General features: G+C 36.6%; 19 protein-coding genes, 1 tRNA gene and 2 pseudogenes. 9 read left to right on the top strand and 13 right to left on the bottom strand.

What is annotated here, in order from left to right:
* Positions 1-39 precede the first annotated feature (39 nt).
* Positions 40-1,395 (top strand): deoxyguanosinetriphosphate triphosphohydrolase, encoded by a 1,356-nt coding sequence (locus tag J2786_RS08290; RefSeq protein ID WP_047435818.1) that lies wholly within the window; start codon positions 40-42, stop codon positions 1,393-1,395.
* A gap of 3 nt (positions 1,396-1,398) precedes the next feature.
* Here J2786_RS08290 and J2786_RS08285 read toward each other — a convergent pair whose 3' ends face one another.
* The 6 genes from J2786_RS08285 to J2786_RS08260 all read right to left on the bottom strand — a co-directional run bounded on the left by J2786_RS08285 (position 1,399) and on the right by J2786_RS08260 (position 5,150).
* Positions 1,399-2,493 (bottom strand): NAD(P)H-dependent flavin oxidoreductase, encoded by a 1,095-nt coding sequence (locus tag J2786_RS08285; RefSeq protein WP_310024697.1) that lies wholly within the window; start codon positions 2,491-2,493, stop codon positions 1,399-1,401.
* Between the two features lie 11 nt (positions 2,494-2,504).
* On the bottom strand, positions 2,505-2,957 hold the full coding sequence (locus J2786_RS08280; RefSeq protein WP_047433522.1) for a nuclear transport factor 2 family protein: 453 nt from the start codon (positions 2,955-2,957) through the stop codon (positions 2,505-2,507).
* Positions 2,954-3,688 (bottom strand): SDR family NAD(P)-dependent oxidoreductase, encoded by a 735-nt coding sequence (locus J2786_RS08275; protein WP_310024694.1) that lies wholly within the window; start codon positions 3,686-3,688, stop codon positions 2,954-2,956. The genes J2786_RS08280 and J2786_RS08275 overlap by 4 nt, the downstream gene beginning before the upstream one ends.
* A gap of 7 nt (positions 3,689-3,695) precedes the next feature.
* On the bottom strand, positions 3,696-3,914 hold the full coding sequence (locus J2786_RS08270; protein ID WP_047433520.1) for a tautomerase family protein: 219 nt from the start codon (positions 3,912-3,914) through the stop codon (positions 3,696-3,698).
* Positions 3,915-3,937: 23 nt separating this feature from the next.
* The gene (locus J2786_RS08265) at positions 3,938-4,471 is read right to left on the bottom strand and encodes a YceI family protein (protein WP_310024688.1); all 534 of its coding nucleotides are present in this window, start codon (positions 4,469-4,471) and stop codon (positions 3,938-3,940) included.
* Between the two features lie 106 nt (positions 4,472-4,577).
* Positions 4,578-5,150: a Crp/Fnr family transcriptional regulator gene (locus J2786_RS08260; RefSeq protein WP_310024685.1), complete on the bottom strand. Its 573-nt coding sequence runs from the start codon at positions 5,148-5,150 to the stop codon at positions 4,578-4,580.
* A gap of 189 nt (positions 5,151-5,339) precedes the next feature.
* Between J2786_RS08260 and J2786_RS08255 the strand changes: the two genes are divergently transcribed.
* A complete protein-coding gene (locus tag J2786_RS08255; protein ID WP_310024682.1) occupies positions 5,340-6,278 on the top strand; it encodes an SPFH domain-containing protein in 939 nt (312 codons plus the stop codon).
* Between the two features lie 151 nt (positions 6,279-6,429).
* On the opposite strand, the gene J2786_RS08250 is transcribed toward J2786_RS08255, so the two are convergent.
* Positions 6,430-7,044, bottom strand: coding sequence for a DUF4377 domain-containing protein (locus tag J2786_RS08250; protein ID WP_226798653.1), 615 nt, complete (start codon positions 7,042-7,044; stop codon positions 6,430-6,432).
* A 155-nt stretch (positions 7,045-7,199) separates the two neighbouring features.
* On the opposite strand from J2786_RS08250, the gene J2786_RS08245 reads away from it, so the two are divergent.
* The 3 genes from J2786_RS08245 to J2786_RS08235 all read left to right on the top strand — a co-directional run bounded on the left by J2786_RS08245 (position 7,200) and on the right by J2786_RS08235 (position 10,287).
* Entirely contained in the window at positions 7,200-9,209 is a 2,010-nt protein-coding gene (locus J2786_RS08245; RefSeq protein WP_374710484.1) for a hypothetical protein, read from the top strand.
* Between the two features lie 132 nt (positions 9,210-9,341).
* A complete protein-coding gene (locus J2786_RS08240) occupies positions 9,342-9,797 on the top strand; it encodes a lipocalin-like domain-containing protein (RefSeq protein WP_310024678.1) in 456 nt (151 codons plus the stop codon).
* A gap of 25 nt (positions 9,798-9,822) precedes the next feature.
* Positions 9,823-10,287, top strand: coding sequence for a hypothetical protein (locus tag J2786_RS08235; protein ID WP_047433515.1), 465 nt, complete (start codon positions 9,823-9,825; stop codon positions 10,285-10,287).
* Positions 10,288-10,607: 320 nt separating this feature from the next.
* On the opposite strand, the gene J2786_RS08230 is transcribed toward J2786_RS08235, so the two are convergent.
* The 4 genes from J2786_RS08230 to J2786_RS08215 all read right to left on the bottom strand — a co-directional run bounded on the left by J2786_RS08230 (position 10,608) and on the right by J2786_RS08215 (position 17,550).
* Positions 10,608-10,946 carry an Mpo1-like protein gene (locus tag J2786_RS08230; RefSeq protein WP_047433514.1) on the bottom strand — a complete coding sequence of 113 codons (339 nt, stop codon included), beginning with the start codon at positions 10,944-10,946 and terminating at the stop codon, positions 10,608-10,610.
* 157 nt (positions 10,947-11,103) lie between these two features.
* Positions 11,104-12,786, bottom strand: coding sequence for an APC family permease (locus J2786_RS08225; RefSeq protein WP_047433513.1), 1,683 nt, complete (start codon positions 12,784-12,786; stop codon positions 11,104-11,106).
* Positions 12,787-12,890: 104 nt separating this feature from the next.
* Entirely contained in the window at positions 12,891-15,143 is a 2,253-nt protein-coding gene (locus tag J2786_RS08220; RefSeq protein ID WP_310024674.1) for a CocE/NonD family hydrolase, read from the bottom strand.
* 169 nt (positions 15,144-15,312) lie between these two features.
* The gene (locus tag J2786_RS08215) at positions 15,313-17,550 is read right to left on the bottom strand and encodes a CocE/NonD family hydrolase (RefSeq protein WP_310024671.1); all 2,238 of its coding nucleotides are present in this window, start codon (positions 17,548-17,550) and stop codon (positions 15,313-15,315) included.
* A 257-nt stretch (positions 17,551-17,807) separates the two neighbouring features.
* Here J2786_RS08215 and J2786_RS08210 point away from each other — a divergent pair, with 257 nt between their 5' ends.
* From J2786_RS08210 to J2786_RS08195, 4 genes are all read left to right on the top strand, one after another.
* Positions 17,808-20,771, top strand: coding sequence for a tetratricopeptide repeat protein (locus J2786_RS08210; RefSeq protein ID WP_310024669.1), 2,964 nt, complete (start codon positions 17,808-17,810; stop codon positions 20,769-20,771).
* A 138-nt stretch (positions 20,772-20,909) separates the two neighbouring features.
* The gene (locus tag J2786_RS08205) at positions 20,910-21,266 is read left to right on the top strand and encodes a hypothetical protein (protein ID WP_142016883.1); all 357 of its coding nucleotides are present in this window, start codon (positions 20,910-20,912) and stop codon (positions 21,264-21,266) included.
* A 35-nt stretch (positions 21,267-21,301) separates the two neighbouring features.
* Positions 21,302-23,065, top strand: coding sequence for a TonB-dependent receptor (locus J2786_RS08200; RefSeq protein ID WP_310024667.1), 1,764 nt, complete (start codon positions 21,302-21,304; stop codon positions 23,063-23,065).
* Between the two features lie 70 nt (positions 23,066-23,135).
* Positions 23,136-23,207, top strand: a tRNA-Arg gene (locus J2786_RS08195).
* A 547-nt stretch (positions 23,208-23,754) separates the two neighbouring features.
* Here J2786_RS08195 and J2786_RS23050 read toward each other — a convergent pair.
* Positions 23,755-24,189 (bottom strand): annotated as a pseudogene (locus tag J2786_RS23050) (recombinase family protein); the annotation flags it as partial.
* A 328-nt stretch (positions 24,190-24,517) separates the two neighbouring features.
* A pseudogene (locus J2786_RS08190) lies at positions 24,518-26,467 on the bottom strand (TraG family conjugative transposon ATPase); the annotation flags it as partial.
* Positions 26,468-26,505 lie beyond the last annotated feature (38 nt).

Raw genomic sequence — 26,505 nt, 5'->3', positions numbered from 1 at the left:
ATTCCGTACAATTAAAATTTGGAGTAATTTTGAAAAATGATGAATTTAAACCAGATTTTCACCAATCAACGTACAGGAAACAATCCACAGACCAAAGCTTCACGAACTGATTTTCAAAGGGATTTCGACAGAATTATCTTCTCTTCTGCCTTCAGAAGGCTGCAGAATAAGACACAGGTTTTTCCTCTTCCGGGAAGTGTTTTTGTACACAACAGACTTACGCATTCTTTAGAAGTATCATCCGTAGGAAGAAGTTTGGGAAGTATTATCGGTGAATTTATTGCTGAAGATTTTAAAAATGACCTGACTGAAGATTCAAAGAATTTTTATCTCTATAATTTAGGAAATGTAATTGCTGCTGCATGTTTATGTCATGATGTGGGTAACCCTGCATTCGGGCATTCCGGTGAAGATGCCATTGCAAGTTATTTTGAAAGAAATGAAAGAGATCTGAAATCTAAGTTCAATGAAAAGGAATGGGCAGATCTGGTTAATTTTGAAGGAAACGCCAACGCCATCAGAGTGCTGGCACAGCAACAGCAGGGAAAAGATGCCGGAGGTATTCAGCTGACATTTTCCACGCTGGCAAGTATTGCAAAATATCCATGTGAAGCAGTAGCAAAGAAGAAAGGAATCATTCACAGAAAGAAATTCGGGTTTTTCCAGAATGAAAAAGATATATTTCTGGAAATTGCCAAAGGAACCCAGCTTATTTCTGAAAGTGAGGAACCTCATATTTTCAAGAGACACCCTTTTGTATGGCTGGTAGAAGCAGCTGACGATATCTGCTACAACATTATTGATATGGAAGATGCTCACAGATTGGGTATTGTTTCAACTGCAGACTGTAAAAACTTATTTTTCGAGCTGGTAAAATCGGAGACTGATGATGTTCAGAGAATTGAAACAAAGCTGAGCTCTATCTCCAATGAAAATGAACAGATTTCATATTTAAGAGCAAAAGTAATCAATGCATTAATCAATAAGTCTATTGAGATGTACAAACATAACTTCGGAACTATCCTTGAAGGAAATCTTGGTAACGGCTTACTTGATATCTATAAAAGTGAAAATAAGGCACTTCAGGATATTGCAGGTTTCTCCGTAGAAAAAATCTACAATCACAAAGCCGTTGTTGAAATTGAAAATGCCGGATATAATGTAATGTATGAATTACTGGATCATTTTATACCTTCTATTCTGAAGCCTAAAGACAGCAGAAAATCATATGATGAAAAAGCTTTGAAACTCATTCCAAAGCAATTTATTTACAATGACGGCACCGATTATCAGAAAGTTCTCGGAGTCATTGATTTCGTTTCCGGGATGACAGATAATTATGCTACCGATTTATATAGAAAAATTAAAGGAATAGACATCGGAATGACCGTGTAAATTCTATGTATTCAATAATTCAGAAGCCTCTTCGATTAATGATTTCATTAAAGTGGAGGCTTTTTTATGCTTTAAAAGCGGAGCAATCTGACCTGCCCAGAAAAACACCAGCTCATTCTTTTGCTGTTCCAAAGCAGCCTTTCTTAATTCACCCATAAAATGCGTCTGCAAAGGAAATGGTAATGTTTTGTCGGTGGCAGCCAATACATCTCGTGATATTTTTGTGGTCATTCCACGTCCCAATCTTCCGGTATACGCTCTGGTAAGAGTAGTGGATTGAGCCGCGTCAGAAAACAAAAACTCTTTGTGTAGGGGTAAAGCTCCGGATTCTTCAGTAGCCAGAAAAGCCGTTCCAATCTGTACCGCATCAGCGCCCAGTTTGAAAGCTCCCGCAATTCCACGGCCGTTGGCAATTCCCCCTGCAGCTACCACAGGAATTTTTACACTATCTTTAATTAATTGAATCAAAGCAAAAGTTCCTGTTGTAGAAAGTTCAGCCTGATCCAGAAACGAAGGTCTGTGCCCACCGCTTTCAAAGCCGGAAGCTACAATGATATCCACTCCGGTTTTTTCCAGTGCAATTGCTTCATTCAATGTTGTTGCATTTCCCAGGACAATAGTTCCCTGACGATGAAGATCTTCGATGAGGTTTTCATTCAACAGTCCAAACATAAAGCTGAAAACTTTAGGCTTAATATCAAAAATAACATTCAGCTGATTCTGGAATCTCGATTCAAAAGAGGGTGGAAGGCCAGGAATAGCCGTGTTTAAAAGATCAAAATAAGGTTTGAAAGTTTCAACCGCCTTTTGATATTGCTCTTTTGTATATTCTTCGTTAATGATATCGTGATCACTTACCCAGAGATTAAGATTATAAGGTTTGTCCGTTTTGGACTGTATGGCTTTGTGAGTGTCATAGATCTCCTGTGGTGACAGAGTATACGCTCCGAAACCTCCCAATCCGCCAAGATTACTCACGGTTGTTGTCAGTTCTACGGTGGAAAGTCCTCCACCAAAAGGACCTTGCAGAATAGGATATTCAATTCCTAATAAATCTGTAATTCTATTTTTATTCCACATGATGGTATTGGTTTTCATTAAAAATTGAATTAAGGCTGTACATGGGTCAATGTCTTGTTAACAATCAGCCATCGTCCGTCTATATAATTGAAAGTTATGAAATTATAATAATTGAAATCATACATCCTCACGTTTAATTTCGCAACAGCAATTGAATTTATAATGTCTATTGAAATAATTTCAGCTTTAAATCCTTTGCCGGATTTCTGTGGACTTACACGATTTCCAACACCTTCAATATATTGCTCTGCAGTTTTGAAATAGGGAACTTCATTGACGTCTCCGAAAAGCAATGCGCCTTTATAAAAAGCTTTGGTAAGAAGTTCAGTATTCCCTTCATTAATTCCTCTGAAATAATAATGCTCTATAACATTCCTTATTTCAGCTTCTGAGGTCTGATTATTTTTCATATTCTTTATATTTTGCGCATGGCCGTTCAACGGAAAGCTGAACAGCCATGCTATAATTAATGATAGTTTCATGATAAATGATGTCCGGCACCCATCCCACCGTCTACATTGATGATGGCTCCGGAAATTAATTTGTTCTTGGCAATCGCATGGATCATCTGAGCAACTTCTTCCGGCTCACCGATACGATTGATTAAGTGGATTCCTGCATTATTGTCAAGATCTGCACCATGCATCGGAGTTCTGATCAATCCTGGGGCAACCGTATTGACTCTGACATTATCTTTCCCAAACTCGGCAGCCAGTTGCAATGTCAGAGCATGGATAGCTCCTTTACTCGAAATAGGTGCTGTAGAAGGAGATTCAGCAATTGCGTGATATACCAATGGTGTTCCGATATTGATCACGACGCCGTCTTTTTGTCTGATCATCTGGGGAATGACAGCCTGCGTAGTGAAGAATGTTCCTTTTAAATTCGTTGTTAAAAAACGGTCCAGATAATCTTCTGTAACTTCAAGGAAAGGTTTATTCTCGTAAATGCCTGCATTATTGACAAGAACATCGATTGATCCAAATCTTTCAAGTGCCTTTTTTACCAATGCTTCTCCTGTTGATTTCTCTGAAACATTTCCGGCAACCATGGCCAGATTTTCTCCCGCTCCCAATTCATGAAACACTTCCTCTAATTTGGATGCAGTTTGTGAATTGATGATGACATTGTCTCCTCTGTCTAAGAAATAACGGGCGGTTTCCAATCCTATTCCTGAAGAAGCTCCTGTTATAATGACGGTTTGTTTTTTCATTGCTGATTTATTTTTTTTCTGTTGAAAATCCCTGTTCTTTTAATACTGAAACCTGTTCTCCGGCATATCCCCAGTTATCATCTTCAATTTCATTGATGACAATATGAGTTAAATGAGGATCCTTATTCAAAACTGAAGTTACAGCCTCGTTTATTTTTCTGATTAATTGTTGTTTTGTTTCGCGGTTAAGATCTTCGCGAAGTACTTCTACTTTGATGAATGGCATGATGTCAATTTTTAAGGTTAGAATTAATAAGCTTCCGCAACAAGATGAATGTTTAAGTCAAAATTGTTGTAGATCAAGGTGTCACCAAGATTGGTGAAGAAATTGGAAGACCTGAATTTAATGTTGAATTTCGTTCTGTCAACCACGATCTTTGTTTTTAAAACAGCTGTGTTATCTGTTTTTACAATCTCCAGGCTGGTATTGATTGGGTGAGTAATATCTTTTATCGTAAGATCTCCTTTCACATAATAAAGATTCTCATCACCCGGTTCCGTATGAGTGATCTCGAAGTAAGCTTCAGGAAACTGTTCCGAATTGAAGAAATCATCGGAAGCCAGATGGTTGGCAAACTGTGCATTGGTTTCGGCATCTTCAATATCAAGGATTTTGACAGAACGGGTGTCAATGACAAACTTTCCTGATAGAGATTTCCCTTCTTCAAATATGAAGTTTCCTTCTTTGATACCAATTGTGCCGTTATGAGCGCCGGTTACTTTTCTTCCGATCCAGTCAATAGTACTGTTTTCTGCATTGACTTTAAAGTTTTTTGTGTCCATTATTATTGGGTTTAAATATTGACACAAAGTTCAGCCGATCGAAAGAAAAAGTTACGTGATGTACCTCACAAAATAGAGGAGGAGACCCATCTTTTTTTAAGGTTGATTATTGATGGAGTCTGCTCAAAGTTTCTCTGGTTACTCCCAGATAAGAAGCGATCAAATGTTTTGGAACCAGGTTGTACAACTGAGGGTACATGGATAGAAGTTCTTCATACCGGAATTTAGCATCATTATTCATGAAAGAAAGCAACCGTTTCTGGGCGGCTACGTATCCTTTATTGGTTCTCCATCGGAAGAAATGTTCAACTTCATGAATTTCATTACAGATTTTTTCCCTGTCTTCATTGGAGATAGAAAGAATAGTAGCATTGGTAATGCAGTCTACATTAATGGTAGCCCTTGTTTGGCTGTAAAGTGCATCAAAATCTGTTACCCACCACGTGGGCATGGCAAACTGAAGGATAAACATTTTCATACTGTCATTCAGATAAAAAGCTTTCAGGCAGCCTTCCAGAACAAAATATTCATGATTCACAAAATCACCTTCAGAGATGAGACTTTGTCCTTTCTTTAAACTAATCAGGTTAAAATGTTCGAAAACATAGCCAAACTGCTCTTCAGTAAGAGTCGTGAATTTAGAGATGTGATCCTTTAATATTTCTTTAGAATTAACCATGATGTGTAATGAATATTCAAAAGTAAGAGTTTTTCAGAATAGTTTTAAAAATAATCTGATAACGCTGTGTCTGATTTTCTGAGGGTTATATTCCGGATCTTATATTTATTTTTCTTATATTTAAACAACGCCCACAAAAAAGTTTTAACAAAACAGGATGTGTGACGACTTATTATAAAATTAAAAACTATGGGAATATATTTAGCGCCCGTTATTTTCTTCGGGCTAATCATTTTATTCGCTTCGTTCTTTGTCGTTAAACAGGAAACTGCAGCGATTATTGAGCGTTTTGGGAAATTCAAGGCTGTAAAACATTCCGGCCTTCATCTTAAGATGCCCATCATAGATCAGATTGCCAAAAGACTGAATTTGAGAATTCAGCAGCTGGACGTCATGATTGACACAAAAACATTAGACAATGTTTTCATCAAAATGAAAATTTCTGTTCAATATCAGGTGATCAGAAGTCAGGTGGGAGATGCTTATTACCGTTTGGAAAATCCTGAAAATCAAATTACTTCATTTGTGTTTGATGTGGTGAGGGCAGAAGTTCCAAAACTGAAACTGGACGATGTTTTTGTAAGAAAAGATGATGTGGCTATTGCTGTGAAAAGTGAGCTTCAGGAAGCAATGAACAGCTACGGATATGATATTATCAAAGCTTTGGTAACCGATATTGATCCGGATGAGCAGGTAAAACATGCGATGAACAGGATTAATGCTGCAGAAAGAGAAAAAACGGCTGCAGAATATGAATCTGAAGCACAAAGAATCCGTATTGTAGCGGTTGCAAAAGCAGAGGCAGAATCTAAAAAATTACAAGGGCAGGGGATTGCCGACCAAAGAAGAGAAATTGCAAAAGGACTTGAAGAGTCTGTAAGAATGTTGAATAATGTGGATATCAATTCTCATGAAGCATCAGCTCTTATTGTTGTAACACAACATTATGATACTTTACATTCTGTAGGAGCAAGCAACAGAAGTAACCTTGTACTTCTTCCCAATTCACCTACTGCAGCAAGCGGAATGCTTAATGATCTTGTAGTGGCCATGACCACCGCAAATACTGTAGGAGAAGCTACAAAAGGAAAATATCCGGATCCACCTCAGAAAGAAACCGGATTTTAAGATACACGGGAAGTAAGAAGAAAGGAATAGATAATTAGAGATGAATCATTTGCTGATTTTTCCTGATCGTCCAAAAGTACTTCTGACTTCATTCTTCCAGCCTCCGGCAAAATAAAAACGCTTCTGAATTTTCAGAAGCGTTTTTCATGTATTATTTCTTCGTTTTAGAAACCTGTTCTATCAGTGTATATTTGACTGAAGATGCATCTGCCGGCGGATTCTCAATTTTTTCTGTTTTTACTTTTAAAACATATTCGTAACCCGGCTCGTAAGTGAAGCCTTCAATATTGCTGTAGAAATTGGTCCAGCTTTCAGATGCACTTTCTTTTACCTGCATACATTTCATACGGCCGGCTCCTGCAGAGCAGTCTACCGTTTGTGGTCCTACGATAATGGTTTTTTCATTGGCTGCCATTTCAGTTTTTTTTGTTTTAGAAACCTGCTTTACCAAAGTGTATTTTATAGAAGATCCATCGGCTGGCGGATTGGCAATTTTTTCTGTTTTTACCTTTAAAACATATTCATATCCCGGTTCATAAGTAAATCCTTCGATATTGCTGTAGAAATTCGTCCAGTTTCCGGAAGTGTTTTCTTTTACCTGCAGACATTTCATAGGAGCTACGCCTGTACAATCTGCTGTTTGTGGTCCTACGATGAAGGTTTTTTCATCACCTGCTGATGCATTGGCTGTGGTTGTACATTGCGTCATTGCGAATAATGCTAATGCGGGTGCTGCCCCTTTTAGAATTGTTGCTATACTTTTCATAAACTTGATTTTCCCCATACCTCGCAATTACTATGCCGAAAAAAAATCCTTATTTGTAGTACTTCTGCTATTGTTTTTTACTTTTTTAATTATTTAATTTGAATTTCTTAAACACTAACCACAAATTAATTCTTATAATAAATATGGATAATCAAATGCAAGTTGAAAATTACAGGATTCAAAAACCTGAAATGTGGGCAGGAAATATTGGGGATGAGGAAATAAAAGACCGCATCAAAGATTCCGAATTTGCCAAAAAACAAATTGATGAAGGCCGGGATTACTGCTATTTTTTAGACAAAAAATACTATACAAGCAATACGGAAAACAGTGAGTATGTCTGTATGGCGTATACTCTGAACGAGCCTGGAAATCTGGAAAGAGCATCTGTTTCTGATGTGATTGTGGAGGAAAATGAAGTCTATCAGATTCACAGAATCAGCGTGTTGAGAGACGGAGTACTGATAGATAAGATTCCGGATACGAAAATTAAGGTTCTTGACAGTGAAAATCAGAGCAGCGGAGGAGTTTTGAGCAGTAATAAAAAAATCAATATTACCATCAAAGATCTCAGGCTGTATGATGTTCTGATCTTGGAAGATTCAAGGATCAAAGAATTTACAGACCGCGATTTTCTGAGAAAGGAATTTTCAAAATATGTCTGGGTAAGTCCTGATAATTATTGGGCCTATGGCAGTTTTAAATTTACATTCATCAACGAACGTGAACAGACTATTGCCTACAAAAAGACATTTTTCAGAGATGAACAGGGAAATGTTCTTGAGCCGGAGATAAACCATCTGAAAAAAGGAGACAGATTTGTCATTGAAGAAGAAAACTACATCAATCCTGTGGATTCCGGACGTGAAATTTTTCCTTATGTAGACTTTGCTACAGAAAGCAACTGGAAGGACCTTTCCAACTATATTGTCCCTTTCTATGAGGAGATTTTTAATAAATCCTCTTTGCAGGATTTTGCTCCGAATCTGGTTGAAAAACTGGATGCCATTGCTGATCAGGATGAAAAACTACAGTTTGCCATAGAATATGTACAGAACCATATTTATTATGTGTTCAATGCGGATGAAATGAATGGTCATAAACCACAGGAGCCATCAGTAACCTATGAAAATAAACAGGGAGATTGCAAGGCAAAGTCGGTTTTATTGAAGGTGATCCTTGATTATATAGGAGTAGATGCATCTGTAGTGCTGGTAAATTTTAATACGGATTATTATATTAAATATTATCTGCCATCACTGTTAAGTTTCAATCATGTTGTGGTAAAAGTGAATTATAAAGGTGAAGAATACTTTATTGACGCAACCATCCGTGATGAATTCGGATTGATTGAAAACAGAGGATTTATCTATTTTATGCATTATCTCGAAGTGAAGAAGGATCAGGAGCTTCAGGTAAGGAAATCTTATAAATTCCCTTATTTCTGCATTAATGAAAGAGTCGATTTAACCGCACAGGGCAATACCGGAAAACTTACTCTGTCAACAACTTACAAAGGAAACAGAGCCAATGCAATGAGAAGGTATTTTAAAAGTACCAACAAAAGAGAAATCATAGACAGCTGGAACAGTTTCCTCTTTTATGCGCTTAATTATTCAGGTGACCGTAATGGTACTGATGTAAGAAACGTATTCAAAGATGCCGCTATTGATGTAGTAAGTGATGACAAGAGGCTGAATGAGGTGAAGATTCAATATACTGCAACTATTGAGAATCCTTATTTTGTGGATCCGCAGAAAAACCGTTTTCTGATGTACTTTGACCGAAATGTTGTAAAGGCGAGTGCTAGAGATTTCATTCATAAAGATTTGCCTTTCTGGCATAATTTCGACAGTGAAAAATATGAAATCAATTTGCAGACGGACCAGAAAATTGATGTTGAAGAGAAATATACGGTTCAGGAAAGTACGATATCCAACCCGTATTTTGACTATAAAAGCCGAAAAAAAGTAAACAAAAATGGGGCAAGTGTATACATTGAATACAATCCTCTGATCAATATTGAAATTCCGCAAAGTGAGTTTGAAAAGTTCAGAACAGACCATCATACCGTTGCAGATAGTAATTTCGGACTGGGAATTGACATCATTGAACCAGGACTTATGAATATGCTTAAATTCAGCTTTAAGAAGAAATTCAAATAGAATTCTTTAAGTTTAAATTTAAGGGTTCAAAGGTTTAAGGTTTAAAGCTTAGAGTATCTTCGGGCGGCGAAGCCGCCCGAAGATACTCACTCATTATGATATTCATTTAAAATAAAAAACACAAATTCATTGATGTATAGGATATTTTTTCTTGCTTCTTTTATGACCGTTTCTATGGTCAGTGCCCAAAAATTAATCAAAGAAAATGTTACAGGATTCTGGAAACTAAAGGAAGCTGGATTTTATGAAAATAAAAAGAAAGTAGTAAAACAATTTGATAATTGCCGTCTGATGAGAAATTATGCCATCAGAGAAGATGGTTTTGCCATTTATAATTATGTGGAAGGAACAACAGGGGATTGCAGCCCTTCCGAACCCAGACTTTCTTTTTGGAGGATTGTAGACAACAGAATCCAGTTTTATGTGGATGAGCAGAATATCCTTGAAGAAGTGGAAGTAACAATCAATAAAGATGATACTATAACCTTTTCAAGCTATATTCCTGAACGGAAAAAAGTAAATGGAGATGCATTCGCTGAAAAAATTGCAAACACAGTTCATTACGATATACTTGAAAAACAATATTAACCGTAAACACAAAATTTTTTGACTTATGAATTATGTAACGGTCATCTATCTCGTGAATCTGATATTGTATGCCATGTATTTCTTTGGAAGAACGGGAAGTGAGGTTGATGTCTCAGGACTGGATTATATCGTTTCCGGAATATTATCTCTGTTTCTGATCTTCGCCGGATATCTGAATGCAAAAAAGGGAATGATCTACAGAACCATTTTGTGGATGTTTTTCGTGAATGTGTTCTTATTCGTCTGCTCGGGGTTGTTTGATCATTTTGGAAGTGATTTTAATATTCTTTCTACGAGCAACAGTGACAGTTTTCTTTTTACATTGGCGTTCATCATTTATAATGGCTATCTTTTTCCTTTAACAGTTATTCTTGAGGGCTCAGGCATAGCATTGTTATTTCCTGTTGTACTGTCATTTATTCTGCCTTCAATAGGATATATGATAGGGAAGAAGCTCCACCCAAACAAACAAAACCCTACTGAATTATAGTCATTGCCAACCGAAGGTGAAGCAATCTCAATCGAAAAGTAAAGGCTGGAAATATTATTAGAAGGAATGCTTTTAAGGCGCAAAGATTTTATCTCTGATAAAATTTCAAAACTCTGTTTTATCATTCCGGGCAGAGCAAGGAATCTAAACTTTAATATCCTCTACAGCTCTTGAAAACCAGGCAGATATTATTAAAAAAAATCTGCGAAATCTCCACAATCTACGAGAAAAATCATATCATCATTTGCTGAAAATCTCACATTGTGCGAAGTCGGAATGCTCTGCGTCTTCAAAACTAAAAAAAGAAAAGAAACTCAAGGCTATTCCTGCTTTTGAGGCTGGTTATTGGACGTAAAGAATTTCTGCTTACCGATCAGCAGCTCAAAAAACAGTCTGAAATCTGAAATTAAAGACCATAAAGGATATTTAAAAGTAGCCGGTTTATTTCTCTCAATCACAGCATGACTGAACCAGGCAAATCCATAGCCTACAATCGGGATGTACCATAGAAATCGCTCCTTTCCGGAACTGATGACATACCCTATAACGAAAAATACGAGAAATGTTCCTATAAAATGGAATATGCGGGTTCCTGTTTTACTGTGTTCAGTAAGATAAAACTGGTAAAATTCTCTGTATGTTTTGATTCTTTCAGTCATGGCGGTCTAGTTTATTGATTCTCCTGGTGGTAAAGCAATAATTCTGCCGATTTTCATCAAAGAATTAAAAAGTAAAAAGGCAAAATAACAAATCAGTCTTTCCCTCAGGTTTAACGTCTTTGCTATTTTGCCCTTTTGTAACTATTTAGTTGCTTTCTTAGCTATTCTTTAGTTCTTTTCCAAGCTTACTGTTTTTATATCCATAGCAGAAATAAATAACCATACCCACAAGGAACCACATTCCGAACCAAAACCAGTTTTCATGGCTCATTCCTGTAAGAAGGTACAGGCATGAACTTAATCCGATCAATGGAATTAATGATAAATTCTTGATAAAAGCTACTACACATAGAATCAGGTTGATGATAATAAAGAAGAAAATAGAAGCCCTGAATTCTCCTTCTTTAGGATCTGACCAGTTCATCAGATTGTCAAAAAACTCTGGCTGCCATTTGTAGAAAACCAATAAACTACCAATGAAAATAACAGGAAAAATGATTTTACCATTCACATAAGGAAGGTGAAATCTGCCCTTAATCTTTTCTTTTGCAGGAAGCATCAGCACTCCGGCACATACCAGTACAAAGGCAAAAATAGTTCCGATACTTGTAAAATCAAGGATGAACGTTTTATCTGTAAACAGGATAGGAATACCTACCACAATTCCCGTAACAATAGTTGCGTATGAAGGCGTTTTATACTTTGGATGTACCTTTTGAAACCTTGCAGGCATCAGTCCGTCACGGCTCATAGCATACCAGATTCTCGGCTGTCCCATCTGGAAAACCAATAGTACAGTGGTAATGGCAACAATGGCAACGAAGGATACTACAAGTTCCATCCAGGCCACATTAGCATTTGTTTTTTCAAATATGAATGAAAGGGGATCTCCTACACCATCAAATTTTTTGTAATCTACCATTCCTGTTAATACCAGTGTTAAAGCAATATAGATCACTGTACACAATACAAGAGAGATGATCATTCCTTTTGGTAAAGTCTTTTGTGGATCTTTGGTCTCTTCAGAAAGTACACTTAAAGCATCAAATCCGATATAAGCGAAGAATACTCCTGATACGGCACTCATTACTCCCGCAAAACCATTCGGCATGAAGGATGGTGTCCCGGTTACAGGACTTACAGGAGTCCAGTTTTCAGTATTGATATAAGCAAAACCAACCAGTATAACCAATAGAATCACTCCCAGTTTTAAGATAACTAAAGAGTTATTGAAGTTTTTACTTTCTTTTACTCCTACGTAACAAAGCCATGTAATTAAACCATTGATAACCAATGCCGGAATATCTACAATGAATTTCAAACTTCCGATTAACGGAGCGGTTTTCCATGCATTTAGCAGTTCTTTGTTTTCTGAGCCATATTGAACAGCTTTTCTGGCTTCAGTATAGCTGCAGGTCAGATAATCAGGAATATGCATTCCGAGGCGTCCTAAGAAACTGGTGAAATAATCCGACCAGGAAAAGGCTACATAAATATTTCCGAAAGAATATTCCATGATTAAGGCCCAGCCAATAACCCATGCGATTAGCTCTCCGAAGCTAGCATAAGCATACGTATAGGCAGAACCCGCGGTTGGAATTCTGCTGGCAAATTCAGCATAGCATAAAGCGGTAAACCCACAGGCAAAACCGCAAATCAAATATAGAAGGATAACACCGGGGCCACCTCTGAAAACGGCTTCTCCCAAACTGCTGAAACTCCCAGCTCCAATGATAGCCGCAATACCAAAAAATACAATGTCCCATACACCTAAGACTCTTAAAAGTCCAGTTGAAGTATCTGTATCTGAATAGATTTTTCTTCTAAAAAGTTGACTCATTCAATAACTATATTTGATTTGAAAAAAAGCAAATGTAATGATTTTTTATCTTGATGTTAACAGTTGTTAAGAACATTTGAATAAAAATGCTCAAACAAAGGATGTTAATCTTTATAAAGAGGTATTTCTACATAACTGTCATTGTACCATTTTATTTCCAGAGGTTCACCAGCATCTTTTATGGTTTCATCACTTACATTTTTTCCTGTCCCATAGTTGACCTGCCAGCTTTTACTTTTATTAACTCCTACCAATAATACCAGTTTGCTTCCCTTTTCTATTTTTTTGCTCATAAAGAATGAGTTTTTGATCGGGATCTGCTCCTTTCTGCCAGGCTTAAGAAGATGACGTTTGGAATTGTCTTTTGCATAGCTGGCCCTTGTAAGATGCGTAGAGAGTAAAAATGTCTTACCGTCCGGCTGTACCTGATATAATAAGGTATTGGAATCAAAATCTTTCTTATTAACAGAAACATTGAATACTCCGGATAAATTTCCGCTTAGTACAATATCTCTGTCCAGGACTTCACTTTCAAAATGAATAGAATGGGTTACATTTACACTGTCCTGTTTGCTTACTTTATGGTAAAGATATTTCGGATCTCTGTCTTTAAAATCAATGGTCTGTTTGGTAAATTGTTCGGTTTTGGGTTTCTCAAAAGCCGAAGAACCGTCTTTACGATCCTGAAGATAAAATTTAAGAGTAGAAGAATGCATTTTATCAAGATCGGGAACATGTTTCCATGTATTACTGTTCATAATCTGAAAATTGACCTTATCCTTTAGAAGTTCCGGCTTTTTGCCATCTTTCAGAATATAATCAAACCAGGAAAATGCAAGCTCATCAATACTTATTCTGGCTACGGGATCTATGAGGATACTTCCGGAACCATAGACATAGTTGTATCCATAACTTTGAGCACCTGCATGATCATATGGTCCGATCACTAAATAATGATTAGGATTTTTGTTGTATTTGTGATGTTGTTTATAATAATACATGGCTCCGATCTGATCAGCATCATAATAGCCTGTAGTTGTTAAAACGGGAATATTTATTTTAGCAAAATCCTTTTTATAAGGAACCATTTTCTGCCAGTATTTATCATAACCGGGATGATCCAGCCATCTTTGGAAAATTTTATTAGGCTTTCCGCTGATCGAATCCAGAGCTCTGAATGACCTGCCACTTTTGTACCACGCTGTATTGACAGAATCCCATTTCGGATAATTGGTGAAGGTTGCTTCGTCAGTCAGCTTATTATTGGTAACATAGCGGATCCACTGCATCATATAGCTCATGAAGACATTGTTTTGAGCAGGATAATCTATCCCGATTCCTACAGATACCTGAGGTACAATGGTCTTTAATGCCGGGTGCAGTTTTTTGGCTGCTGCCCATTGGCTGAATCCTAAATAGCTTCCACCTATCATTCCTACTTTACCGTTGCTCCACGGTTGTTTGCTTACCCAGTCTATGACTTCATAAAGGTCCTGTGCTTCATCTTCAAATGGATTATTAGGGTCATTACTGCCCCTTTTTCCACGCGTATTAACCACAGCTCCTACGTAATTGTAGACTGCCGCTCTTTTTCCCATTCCTGCATCTACAAGTTCTCCTGCATAAATATTATTGGTAAGAATAACTGGAAGGGGAGATGTATTTTCTTTTTTTCGTACAACAGTAATCGTGAGTGTTGTTCCGTTTTTTAAGGTAAGGTTCTTGCTTTCGATGATGAATTTTTCCTGCTCCTTTACTTTGAACAGCTGCATAACCTGAGGCTTGATGCTGGAATAAGTTTTATAATTGACATAATTTTTACATAGAGCAAGAGCAGAAGTATAATCTATACTGTCCTTATCTTTTTGCTTATCAAGAGCTGCTTTCAGAGATTTTTTATATTCCTTTACATCACCATCCAGAATGGTCCCGATCTTGGCAATCAGCGGATCAGGATAACTTTCATATTTTGTAGTAAATGCTGCCTGAAGGGCATTGGGAAAAGAGATTTTTTTATCTTTTTCCATCTGTTTGGCCATGCTGTAGATTTCATAAGCAAGAGATTTGTTCCCTGCCATATTATGATCTGCGTATTCTTTACGGTAGTCAGCTAAACTTGTAATAGAATTTTTATAATCTTTTGCAGCGAGTTGTAAACGAAACAGGTTGTCTAAAAATGTGACGGTAGATTTCGGTTTATTTTTAGAAGACTGATGTTCAGTAATCACCTTTAGAGCGAGTTCCGGAATTTGTTTTTCAAGAATGACAGAATCTGTTGTCGCTGTTTTCGGAAAGTAAAACTTCTGGGCCTGCATTAGATTGACAAAAACTAATGCTAAGAGTATCTTAAATTTCATTAATGGTATTTTTTGAGCCACTGAAAAAGCATCACATCGAAATATGTTCCTGATCATTGAGTGCTCATGGGTTATTTTTAGCCGACTAAATTAAGAATTTTTATCATTAAGGGATGAAATAACCCTTTTGTTGTTTAAAGCCTGCTGAAATTTACTGAAATAAAGGTTTTTAATCATTATAAACAGGTAACTCCACATAGCTGTCATTGTACCATTTTACCTCCAGCGGCTCCCCGGAATCTTTTATGGTTTCATCACTTACATCTTTGCCAGAACCATAATTGATCTGCCAGTTAGGATTTTTATTAACGCCAACCAGCAGCAGGAGTTTGCTTCCTTTTTCTATTTTTTTACTCATCACATAGGAATTGTTAATAGGAATTTGTTCCATTTTATTGGGCTCAAGCAGCTGCCTTTTTTCATTGTCTTTTGCATAGCTGGCTCTCACAATATGAGTAGACAGCAGCGAAGATTTCCCATCCGGTTGAATCTGGTACAGATAAGTGTCCGTATCAAAATCTTTTTTATTGATGGAAACATTAAATACACCAGAGAGATTTCCACTTAAGATCATATCCTTGTCAAGAACTTCACTTTCAAAAGCAACGGAATTTGTCATTTTTATGCTGTCTTTTTTGCTGACTTTATAATAAATGTCTTTCTGATCTCTGTTCTTAAAATCAACAATTTGAGTTGTAAAACTTTTAGTTTGGGGTTTATTAAATACTGAAGAAGTGTTCTTCTTGTCCTGAAGATAGAATTTCAAAGAAGAATTATGCATTTTGTCAAGATCAGCAACATGTTTCCAGGTATTCGTGTTCATCACCTGAAAATTGATTCTGTCCTTTAAAATTTCCGGCTTCTTACCTCCTTTCAGGATATAATCAAACCAGGAGAAAGCAAGATCGTCAATGCTTATTCTGGCCACCGGGTCAATAGGGTTACCATTCACATAAGTAAATCCGAAACTTTGTGCACCTCCGTGATTGTAAGGACCTATAACCAGATAATGATCTGCATTTTTATTGTATAAATGATGTTGTTTAAAATAATACAGCGCACCAATCTGATCATCATCATAATATCCCGTTGTAGTCAGAATAGGAATGTTAATTTTAGAGAAATCCTCTTTGTAAGGAACCGTTTTCTGCCAAAATTCATCATATCCAGGATGATCCAGCCATCGCTGGAATATTTTGCTCGGCTTTCCGCTTATTTTGTCTAAAGATCTGAATGATTTACCGCTTTTGTACCATTTCGTATAAATAGAATCCCATTTTACAGCATTGGCAAAATCTGCCTCATCTGTAAACTTATTATTGGTAACATACTGAATCCACTGCAACATATAGCTCATAAAAATATTATTCTGAGCAGGATAATCAATCCCGATACCTACGGCAACCTGAGGAACGATGGTCTTTAATGCCGGATGAACTTTTTTTACGGCTGCCCACTGGCTGAAACCTAAATAACTTCCGCCAATCATTCCCACTTTTCCGTTGCACCAGGGCTGTTTGCTTACCCAGTCTATCACTTCATAAATATCTTTCGATTCATGTTCAAAAGGATTATTCACGTCATTGCTGTTTCTTTTACCCCGGGTATTGATTACTGCTCCCACATAATTATAGGTAGCCGCTCTCTTCCCAAAAAACTCATCAAAAGGACCAGCGTAGATATTATTGGTTAAAATAACAGGAAGTGGGGAAGTATTCTCCTTTTTACGAACAATAGTAATCGTTAAAGTATTCCCGTTGATCTTAAGATCTTGGGTTTCAGTAATGAATTTTTCCTTGTCTCTGGAAGCCAGCAGCTGCATGACCTGAGGTTTGATGTTGGAATACGTTTTATAGTTCAGATAATTTTTACATAATGCCAAAGCCGTTCTGTAATCAATGCTGTCCTTGTCTTTTTGTTTATCCAGCAGACTCTTCAACAGTTTTCTTGATGCATTCACATCTCCGTCAAGAGCGAGCCCAAGCCTTGGAATCAGTTTTTCTGGAAGACTTTCATATTTTTGGTTGAATACTTTCTGAAGGGCATTCGGAAAGGAAGAATTAGTTTCTTTTTGTTCCATTTTAGCCAAAGCGTACAACTCAAGACCTATAAATCTGTATCCACCCATATTGTTATCGGCAAACAGATTGCGGTTCTCTGAGAGGGAAGTCAATGAATTTTTATAATCCTGAGCCACCATCTGCAAACGGAAAAGATTATCCATAAGATCAACCGTATTTTCCGGTTTATACTTTGCGGACTGAAGCTGAGGAATGATCTGCTGAGCAAGTCCGGGAATCTGTTTTTCCAATATAACAGAGTCATTTACAGCGGTCTTTGGAAAGTAAAATTTTTGTGCCTGCAAAAGGTTCACAAAAATTAATGCTAAAAGAATCTTAAATTTCATGGAATGGTGTATTTATGGTATGTTTTTAGCTGCTGTTGAAAAAGTATCAAATTAAAATACGTTTTTGATAACTGTTTATTAAAATTGTTTACATTTTATCAAACGAAAGTAGTAAATTTTATCATTGTATAGTGAGAAAATTTTCGTTGTTATGAAATAAGTATTAACATCCATTAACGCTGTTAAAACTTGCTTAAACAATAAGTTTTTAATATTTTCGTTAACTTATTTAGACTAATTTTCTTATATCAAGAAGAATGAAATCAAAAAAAATACTTTTAGCGGCTGCTGTAATCTATTTCGGAATCTCCGATGCTCAACAGTCCCAATATTTTACCCAGAAAGAAAATTACAGGCTCAATCTAGCCGAAAACCTTTATCAGACTAAAATTTATAACGCTTCACAATACGAATATGCAAGACAATATTTCTATAATCAGAATTTGTCCCGTTCGAAAAAGGAAGCTGCGCAGTTTTTTGATAATGTAATTGGTGTGATTCTTCAGAAAAATCATGCTGAAGAAGGGTTAACAGCTTTTATAAAAGAATATCCTAATTCTGCTTATTTTGCTCAGGCTAATCTTCCGCTGGCAGATTACTATTTAGCGAAGAAAGACTTTGACAAGGCGCTGGAAACGCTGAAAAAGGTAAATCAGTATCAGCTTTCGAAAGAGGAAAATACCCAGTATATTCTGAAGCTTGGATATGCAAAATTTATGACGGGTGATTCCAAGGGAGCAATTGATGCACTGGAAGAAGCTTATAAATCAGCGGATCAGTCTCAAAAAGGAGATATTGCTTACATGCTGGGACATTTATATTACAGCAACAGACAGAATGATAAAGCTTTCCAGTATTTTGATTCCATAAAAGATCAGGATAAATTCTCGAAGCTTGTACGTCCTTATTATGTACAGATGTATTATAATGATAAGAATTACGATCAGGCAATTACAGAAGGAAATGCGCTGTTAAAAGAAAATATTTCAGATTCTTATAAAGCGGAAGTTCATAAGATCATCGGAGAGAGTTATTTCATGAAGAATGATTACAGTTCTGCTTACCCACATTTAAAAGATTATCTGAGCGTACAGCAGAATCCATCCGAAAACGATTTGTATGAGATGGGATTTGTCGCTGCACAGCTTAAAAAATATGATGAAGCGGTTTCTTATTACAACCAGCTTCTGAACAGTAATTCTGCTTTAGCACAAAATGCTTACTACCAGTTAGGAAATGCTTATCTGGCAGTTGATAAAAAGCAGGAAGCGCTTTCCGCATTCCGTTCTTCTTATCAGATGGATTATGATGCGAAAGTGAAAAAGCTGGCTCATGAGCAGTATGCCAAATTAAGTTATGATATCGGAAACCCGTTTGAAAGCCCTTCTGCGGTGATCCAAAGTTATATCAACGAAAATCAGAATGGTGCCAATGCTACAGAAATGAGATCATTATTGGTGAAATCATATCTGTATTCCGGAAACTATAAAGAAACCCTGAATGCAATTGACAGATTGCAGAGTTCAACTCCCGAGATCAATAAAGTAGACCAGGAGGTTTCTTATTTATTGGGGACTGAAGAATTCAACAAAGGAAATTATGATGAAGCTGAGAAATATTTCTTAAGAAGTCTTGGCTTTAATATCAATAAAGAATTCAACAGCAGAGCTTTATACTGGCTGGCACAGGTATATTACCAGAAAGGAAATTACCCTTCTGCCATTGTTCGTTATGAAAAGCTTCTTACGGAAAGCTTCCCTGAAAAACAGCAGCTGCCTTATGATTTAGGGTATGCTTATTTTAAATCCAAGAAATTTGATCAGGCTGCTACTTATTTCAAACAGTATCTTACCAATCCGAAACCGGAGTTTAAAAATGATGCAGAACTTCGTCTTGCAGATATTCATTATGCCAACAATGATCTGAATGAAGCGATTGCTATCTACGATAAGAATGAAGATGCTACGGATTATACTTTGTATCAGAAAGCAATGGCTTTAGGATTTAAAGGAGATACTCAGGCGAAGATTACCAACCTTAAAAACCTTTTATCGAAATATCCGGATTCTGAATATTTTGATGACGCTCAATACGAAATAGGAACAGCGTATGCAGCTCAGGATGATTTTGCGAACTCCAATGATTATTTCGGAAAAGTAATTAAAGGATCTTCTGATAAAGATTTAATAGCAAATGCCTCAATTTACAGAGCGCAGAATTACATAGACCAGAATCAGAATGATAAAGCGCTTTCTGAACTGAAGTCTCTGGGTGAGCAGTATAAAAATACAGCCTATGCTCAGAAAGTGGTTCAGGCTGCAAAACCTATCTTCACGAAAAACGGAGATGTTTCAGGGTATGAAACTTTCGCAAGAAATATTGGGGTGAATGTAGATACTGCTGAAATAGATGAAATTAACCTTTCAACAGCTAAACAGTTCTTCGCTAAGAAAGATTATAAAAGTGCCATTTCTTACTACGAAAAGTATCTGACACAGAACCCAACAGGGGAAGGATTGTACCAGGCGAAGTATGAATTGGGAGAAAGTTACTATCAGACCAATAATTCAACTAAAGCTTTACTTGTTCTTCAGGAAGTTGCTGTAATTCAGAATGATTACCAGGATGATGCACAAACTCGTTTAGCTCAAATCTTTATTGCACAGGGGAATACGGCAGAAGCCAAAAAGTATCTTGAAGGCATTAAAAATTCGTCTGATATCAGCATTAAAAATTATGCTAATGTAGAGCTGATGAAACTGTATGCAGAAGAAAATAACTTCGCAGAAGCAGAGAAACTGGCTAATGCAGTCATTGCTAATTCTAAAAACTCAGCAGCCGTTATTGAAACAGCAAAAGTGATCAAAGCAAGAAGCCTGATGAACTCAGGAAAAGATAAAGATGCTCAGGCAGCCTATGTTTCGCTTGAAAAATCCTCCAATACTTCGGTAGCAGCGGAAGCTTTATATGCTAAAGCTTATTATCAGAACAAAGGAAAGGCTTTCAAGTCTTCTAATGAGACCATCTTTAAGCTTGCCAATAACTATGCTTCGGAAGAGTTCTGGGGAGCAAAAGCATTGGTATTGATGGCGAAAAACTATATCGGTCTGAAGGATAATTATCAGGCAAGTTATACGTGTGATCAGATCATCGCGAATTACAAAGATTTCCCAGAGATCGTAGCTGAAGCTAAAGAAGTTAAAAAACAGATTAAGAAATAATACATGAAGGTGTTTAAAATTACCCTATATTCTTTTTTGATTTCCACTTCTCTCTGGAGTTGCATTCCGTCGTACAGTGCCTACCCAAAAGAGTATAACCATGCAAAAGCTGATTTCAAAAAGCAAAAAGTTTTTGTAATGAACAAGGATCTTGAAAGAGAATTTAAAATTTTAAAACATTCTGATATTTATGAAATTGTAGAAGACAGTACCCATGCAGCAAAAATAACTCTGCATCCGATGAAAACCTATACTCCTCCTTGCGGAAACCCAATGATTGGAAGTATGCTGACAGTCGGATTATTGCCTTCAGGATTTCCTTATGATATTTCTTACAGTTATGATGTAGCTGAGAACAGTACAACAAAAAATTATCAATACAAACTACAGGTTTATCAAAGCCTTTGGCTGTTTAATATATTCAGACTAGGGAGAACTTTTTCAAAACAGTCAGGGAAAGCTTTATTAGGCAGCTATATCGCTTCCAATAAATAAAAACCCGTTATATATTTTTTTCAAATAAAGAAAATATGAACAAGAAGATTCAAATATTATCTATATTATTTTTAGGAATTTCGTCTGTGGCGTTTTCCCAGATCAAGGAGGAAAAACTGGTTCTTAATAAAAAGAGAGAACCGGAAGTGAAGAAGATCGAGAAGAAGAAGACTTCTGTGGAAACCATTAAAAATTATCCGCCGGAAGAGAAATCGCAGACTCCCGTGAAATATACCATCACGGATGTTCCTGCTGTTTCAGACTTCAAGACTTCAACCATTCAGGGTGAAGATGTAGCTCCGAAATTTGATGGAATGGCTCAGAATAACTACTTCCAGTTCGGAATGGGTAATTACGGAAAAATTCTGGTAGACGGAAACGTCTCAAAAACCCTTGAAAATAAGCTTGAAGTAGGAGCAGATGTTCATGTTCTTTCCACTAATGGTCTTAAAAAAGACTACGACTGGAAGTCCGGGCAGACTTCTGCTAATATTGGCGCTTTCTTAAACTCATATGGTGAAAAGGGGAAATTCAACCTTAATGCTGAATATGGTTTAGACAGCTATAATTATTATGGAATCTACGCCATGCAGCCTACCGGAGAGCTTGATCTGAAACAAAAAGTAAATCAGTTTAAAGTAAACGGATATTATGATTTTTATTCCAATGAAATCTTAAATGATGTAAGGGTAAAATCATCATTCCTGAAAGATCATTTTGATGCGCAGGAAAACCAGGTGTCCATCCTTGCCAATTTCTCCAAACATGCTGTTGAATTAGGAAAATCAGGAATCAACCTGAATGCTGATCTTGGAGTAGGATTAGAGGCTGTGAAAACCGATTTTGCCATCAGAGATAAAAATTCTTCCAATTTCTTCAATACAAACCTTACTCCGAAAGTAACGTTCAGAAAAGGAGACTCTTATCTGATGTTAGGTTCTTCATTTTCTTTCCTGAATGCTAAAAATTCAGCGGAACTGTTTTCTCAGCAGAAAAATAATAAAACGTATTGGTTCCCACAGGCGGAGTTCCAGTTTGCAGCAGCTAACGAATTTAAATTCTACGGGGGGGTAGACGGTGGTTTGAAACTGAATACCTACGGAGATATGTTACAGACGAATCCATTTATCCTTTCTGACCAGTTTTTAAAGCCTACAGAGACGAAATATCATTTTTATGTAGGATTGAGAGGGGACATTGATGAAACACTGAAATACGACTTCTCTGCGGGTTACGGAAAAATGAGAGACATTATGTTCTTCAAAGCGAATGGTCTTTTCGATAACAGCTCTGTTAACCGTTCTGCCTACAATTTTGCCAATACTTTCTCTGCGGTATATGATGATGGAAATGTAAGCGATATCAAAGGGAGTGTGCAGTATTTCCCATTGGCAAACCTGATTTTAGACGGAGAATTGAGGTTCACCAAGTATGATCTTAAGAATTTCGATAATATTTATAACGTTCCTTTGTTCAATGCTAGCATCGGGGCGAAATATACAATGCTTGACAAAAAGTTATTGTTAGGATTTAAAGGAATCTTTGCAAGTGACAGAACAACAAACTCTTATGCAATCGAAGGCGTAGGCGCTCCAAATGTAATCTTCCAGTCTACAGAGAATACAAATGATAAAGTTGGCGGTTATGCTGATTTAAATCTTTCTGCAGAGTATAAAATTCACAAAAATTTCAGTATTTTCGCACTCGGAAATAATCTTCTGAGCTCAAAATACCAGACTTACAAAGGATATAAAGTCCTGGGTGCACAGATTCTGGGAGGTGTGAAAATTACTTTCTAAAACATAAAAGACAATGAATGATAAGTAATCAGGTATTACTCATTACTTATCATTCATAACTTATGAATACGGCTGCATAGTTTAATGGATAGAACTTCGGATTTCGGCTCCGACAGTGAGGGTTCGAATCCTTCTGCGGTCACTCTTCGGGAAAGAGCACTTTTAGAAGTGCTCTTTCCTTTTTTTTCACTTTGTAACTGATTGTTAATCAGTAATATTTGGGTCAGTGCAGAATTTAATTTGGGTGTTCGAAAAGCATTTTCTTGAAATTCTAGTTTTTCGGCCAAAATCGAACACAATATAGAATTTTTTGTCTCATTATCACCTTTAATGTACAATTGAGAAAGGTTTGGCAAGATGTTTAGAACCTGGTCAAGCTTTGCTCTGATATCTGTATTTTTACGTGATAGCCTTTGATTCTGAAGTTCCATTTCAAGCTCATCAATTTTTTTCTTACTTTCATTTTTAATAACTTGATAATCTTCAAAATCCAATCTGTCTTCGAGATACTTTTCTCTAGCGCTAGATAGCCTATTGGTTAAATTAACAATCTGTTCGGACAGTTCCCTTTTCTTACCTTCAATATTTTCCTGTATGTATTTAAAATTGCTTAATATTATTTCTTTTAATAACGTATTTATGCTTTCATGGTAATCATATTTCACTAATTCTTTTTCAAATGCAGAATTAACCTTGTCTGAGCTATGTCTATAGCCGCACTTAGAATTACAGTGATAGTAATAATAAACATTTTTCTTGCCTTTGGATCCGCTACCTGAAATATGTCCTCCACATCGTGGACATTTTAAAAAGCCTCTCAGTGGAAATTCATTTGCAGTGATAATTTTACCTTTGGGTCTTTCAGCCCAAGTTTTTCCACTTAAAACATTCTGCACTTTATAAAATAGGCTTTCTGATATCAAACTTTCATGATTGGCCTCAACAATACAGGCATCCTCGTCTTTGTATGCTTTAATATATATTTTACCAATATAAACCGGATTTTTTATTGCTCTGTAAAAAGAAGTACTGCTAATTTTTGCGCCTTCCATCTTATTCATTTTAAGTCTTATCTGGTTGGTCGCATATTTACCCTTAGCAATTTCATTAAATGCCCATCGCATATTTGAAGCCTCGGGTTCTTTTAAGGCTACAAACTTTCTTCCATCTTCAGTACATTTGTTAATGTAGCCATAAGATGCGGTGCCCATCAGTCTTCCTTCTTTTTGAGCTCTTCTCATCCCATAGAACGTATTAAGTGCTCTTCGATCATTTTCTACCTCTGGTGCAGCTAAATAAATAGCAAGCATCATTTTGTTTTCCGGTATCGACATATCCAATGGCTGTTCTATAGCTTGAGGTGAAATATTATTATTTAAAAGTAATTTTATCATTTGATAACCATAACTGTTGTAATGATTAAATTTTTCATTGTTTTAAAATTTTAATGATTTAAGTTTCTTTTGTATTCGATTTGATTCTCTTAAGAGAAATCCGCTTGATGGCATGCTCTACATTGCCATCAAGTTCAGAAGCCAATTGCATGACTTCCATTTTCTCCGTTTCTTCTGTGGTATAGGCCAGATATTCTTCTGTGGAAACTTCCGTGGCATATACAGCAGAGTGCGTTCCTCCTAATCCGATCCAGACTTCTTTATACAGTCTTTTCGGATCATTATTCATATTGATGGAAAGAACCTGTGCTTTTTCTTTGTCTGTAAGACCCAGCATAGACTGAATATCATCAAACTTGTTCATGTATTTCCGCTGATCCAAAAGGATCTTACAGTCTGAATTGTTGATGATGCTTTCCTTAACAATGGGAGAATGAATGATGTCATCCACCTCTTGTGTAACGACAATGGCTTCTCCAAAGAATTTTCTTACAGTTTTGAAGAGATATTTGATGTATTCAGCCATTCCTTCTTTAGAAATTGCCTTCCAGGCTTCTTCAATCAGGATCAGTTTTCTGATTCCTTTCAGTCTTCGCATTTTGTTAATGAAAACTTCCATGATGATAATGGTTACAATGGGAAAAAGGATTTTATGATCCTTGATCGCATCAATCTCGAAAACGATAAATCGCTTAGAAAGAAGATCTAATTGCTTTTCTGAATTCAATAAGTAATCATATTCTCCGCCTTTATAATAAGGCTCTAAAACATTCAGAAAGTTGGCAATATCAAAGTCTTTTTCCCTGACTTTTTTTTGCTCTAATACTTTTTGATAATCATTTTTTACATACTCGTAAAAGCCATTAAATGAAGGGAACTGCTCATTATTTTTGATTCGATCAATATAGCCGCTGACTGCATTTGATAAAGCAACTTCTTCGGAGCGGGTTGGCGGTTCATCATCTCTTTTCCATAGTGTGAGAATAAGTGTTTTGATGCTTTCCCGTTTTTCTATATCAAAAACTCCATCATCAGTATAGAATGGATTGAAAGCAATCGGATTGTCTTCTGTATATGTAAAGTAAACTCCATCTTCACCCTTTGTTTTTCCTTTGATCAGTTCGCATGACCCCTGATAGGAATTTCCGGTGTCGACTAACAGAACATGGGCTCCCTGCTCATAATACTGCCTCACCATATGATTAGTAAAAAAGGATTTACCACTTCCTGATGGACCGAGGATAAACTTGTTGCGGTTGGTAATGATTCCCTGTTTCATCGGAAGATCTGAAATATCCAGATGGATAGGTTTTCCCGTCAATCGGTCTGCCATCTTTATCCCAAAAGGTGAAGGGGAATCCTGATAATTGGTTTCTTCAGTGAAAAAGCATAATGCAGGTTCTATAAACGTGTAGAAACTTTCTTCACTCGGAAAATCTCCTGCATTCCCGGGAATTCCTGCCCAGTACAATGTTGCAGTATCTGTTGTGTTGTGACGGGGTTTACATTCCATCAATGCCAAGGCACTTCCGGTATCATTTTTTAGCTGTTTAAGCTCAGCAGGATTATCAGACCAACACATAATATTGAAATGGGCACGTATAGACTGTAGTCCGAAAGAATGCGCTTCATTGAGATACTTTTCAATCCATTCCTTGTTAATCTGATTGGCTCTGCTGTATCTTGCCAACGAATGCATATTTCTCGCAGACTTTTCAAATTTGTTTAGGTTTTCATCACTGTTATCAATAAACAGATATTGATTGTAGATGTGATTACAGCTGAGTAGCAGTCCAACCGGAGATGCAAATGAGAGCAAGCAGTCACTTCTGTCGGTGCTTAACTTTTCGTATCTGCTGTGCGAAGAAACTGAATAAGGTCTGCCTTCTGTAAAGAGCATAGATATGGTCTTATATGCTGAATTCTCAATTCCAAATTGAAAAGAGATAAAAGTATTAGTGTGATTATTAATGATTTTATCCTTAAAATGGAATTTATGAAACAGAAATAAGAGTATAATATTACTTTTTTTAATTTATAAATTAT

The sequence above is a fragment of the Chryseobacterium vietnamense genome (genome assembly GCF_031454475.1).
GTDB lineage: Bacteria > Bacteroidota > Bacteroidia > Flavobacteriales > Weeksellaceae > Chryseobacterium > Chryseobacterium vietnamense.
This window is presented reverse-complemented; position numbering and strand designations above follow the sequence as displayed.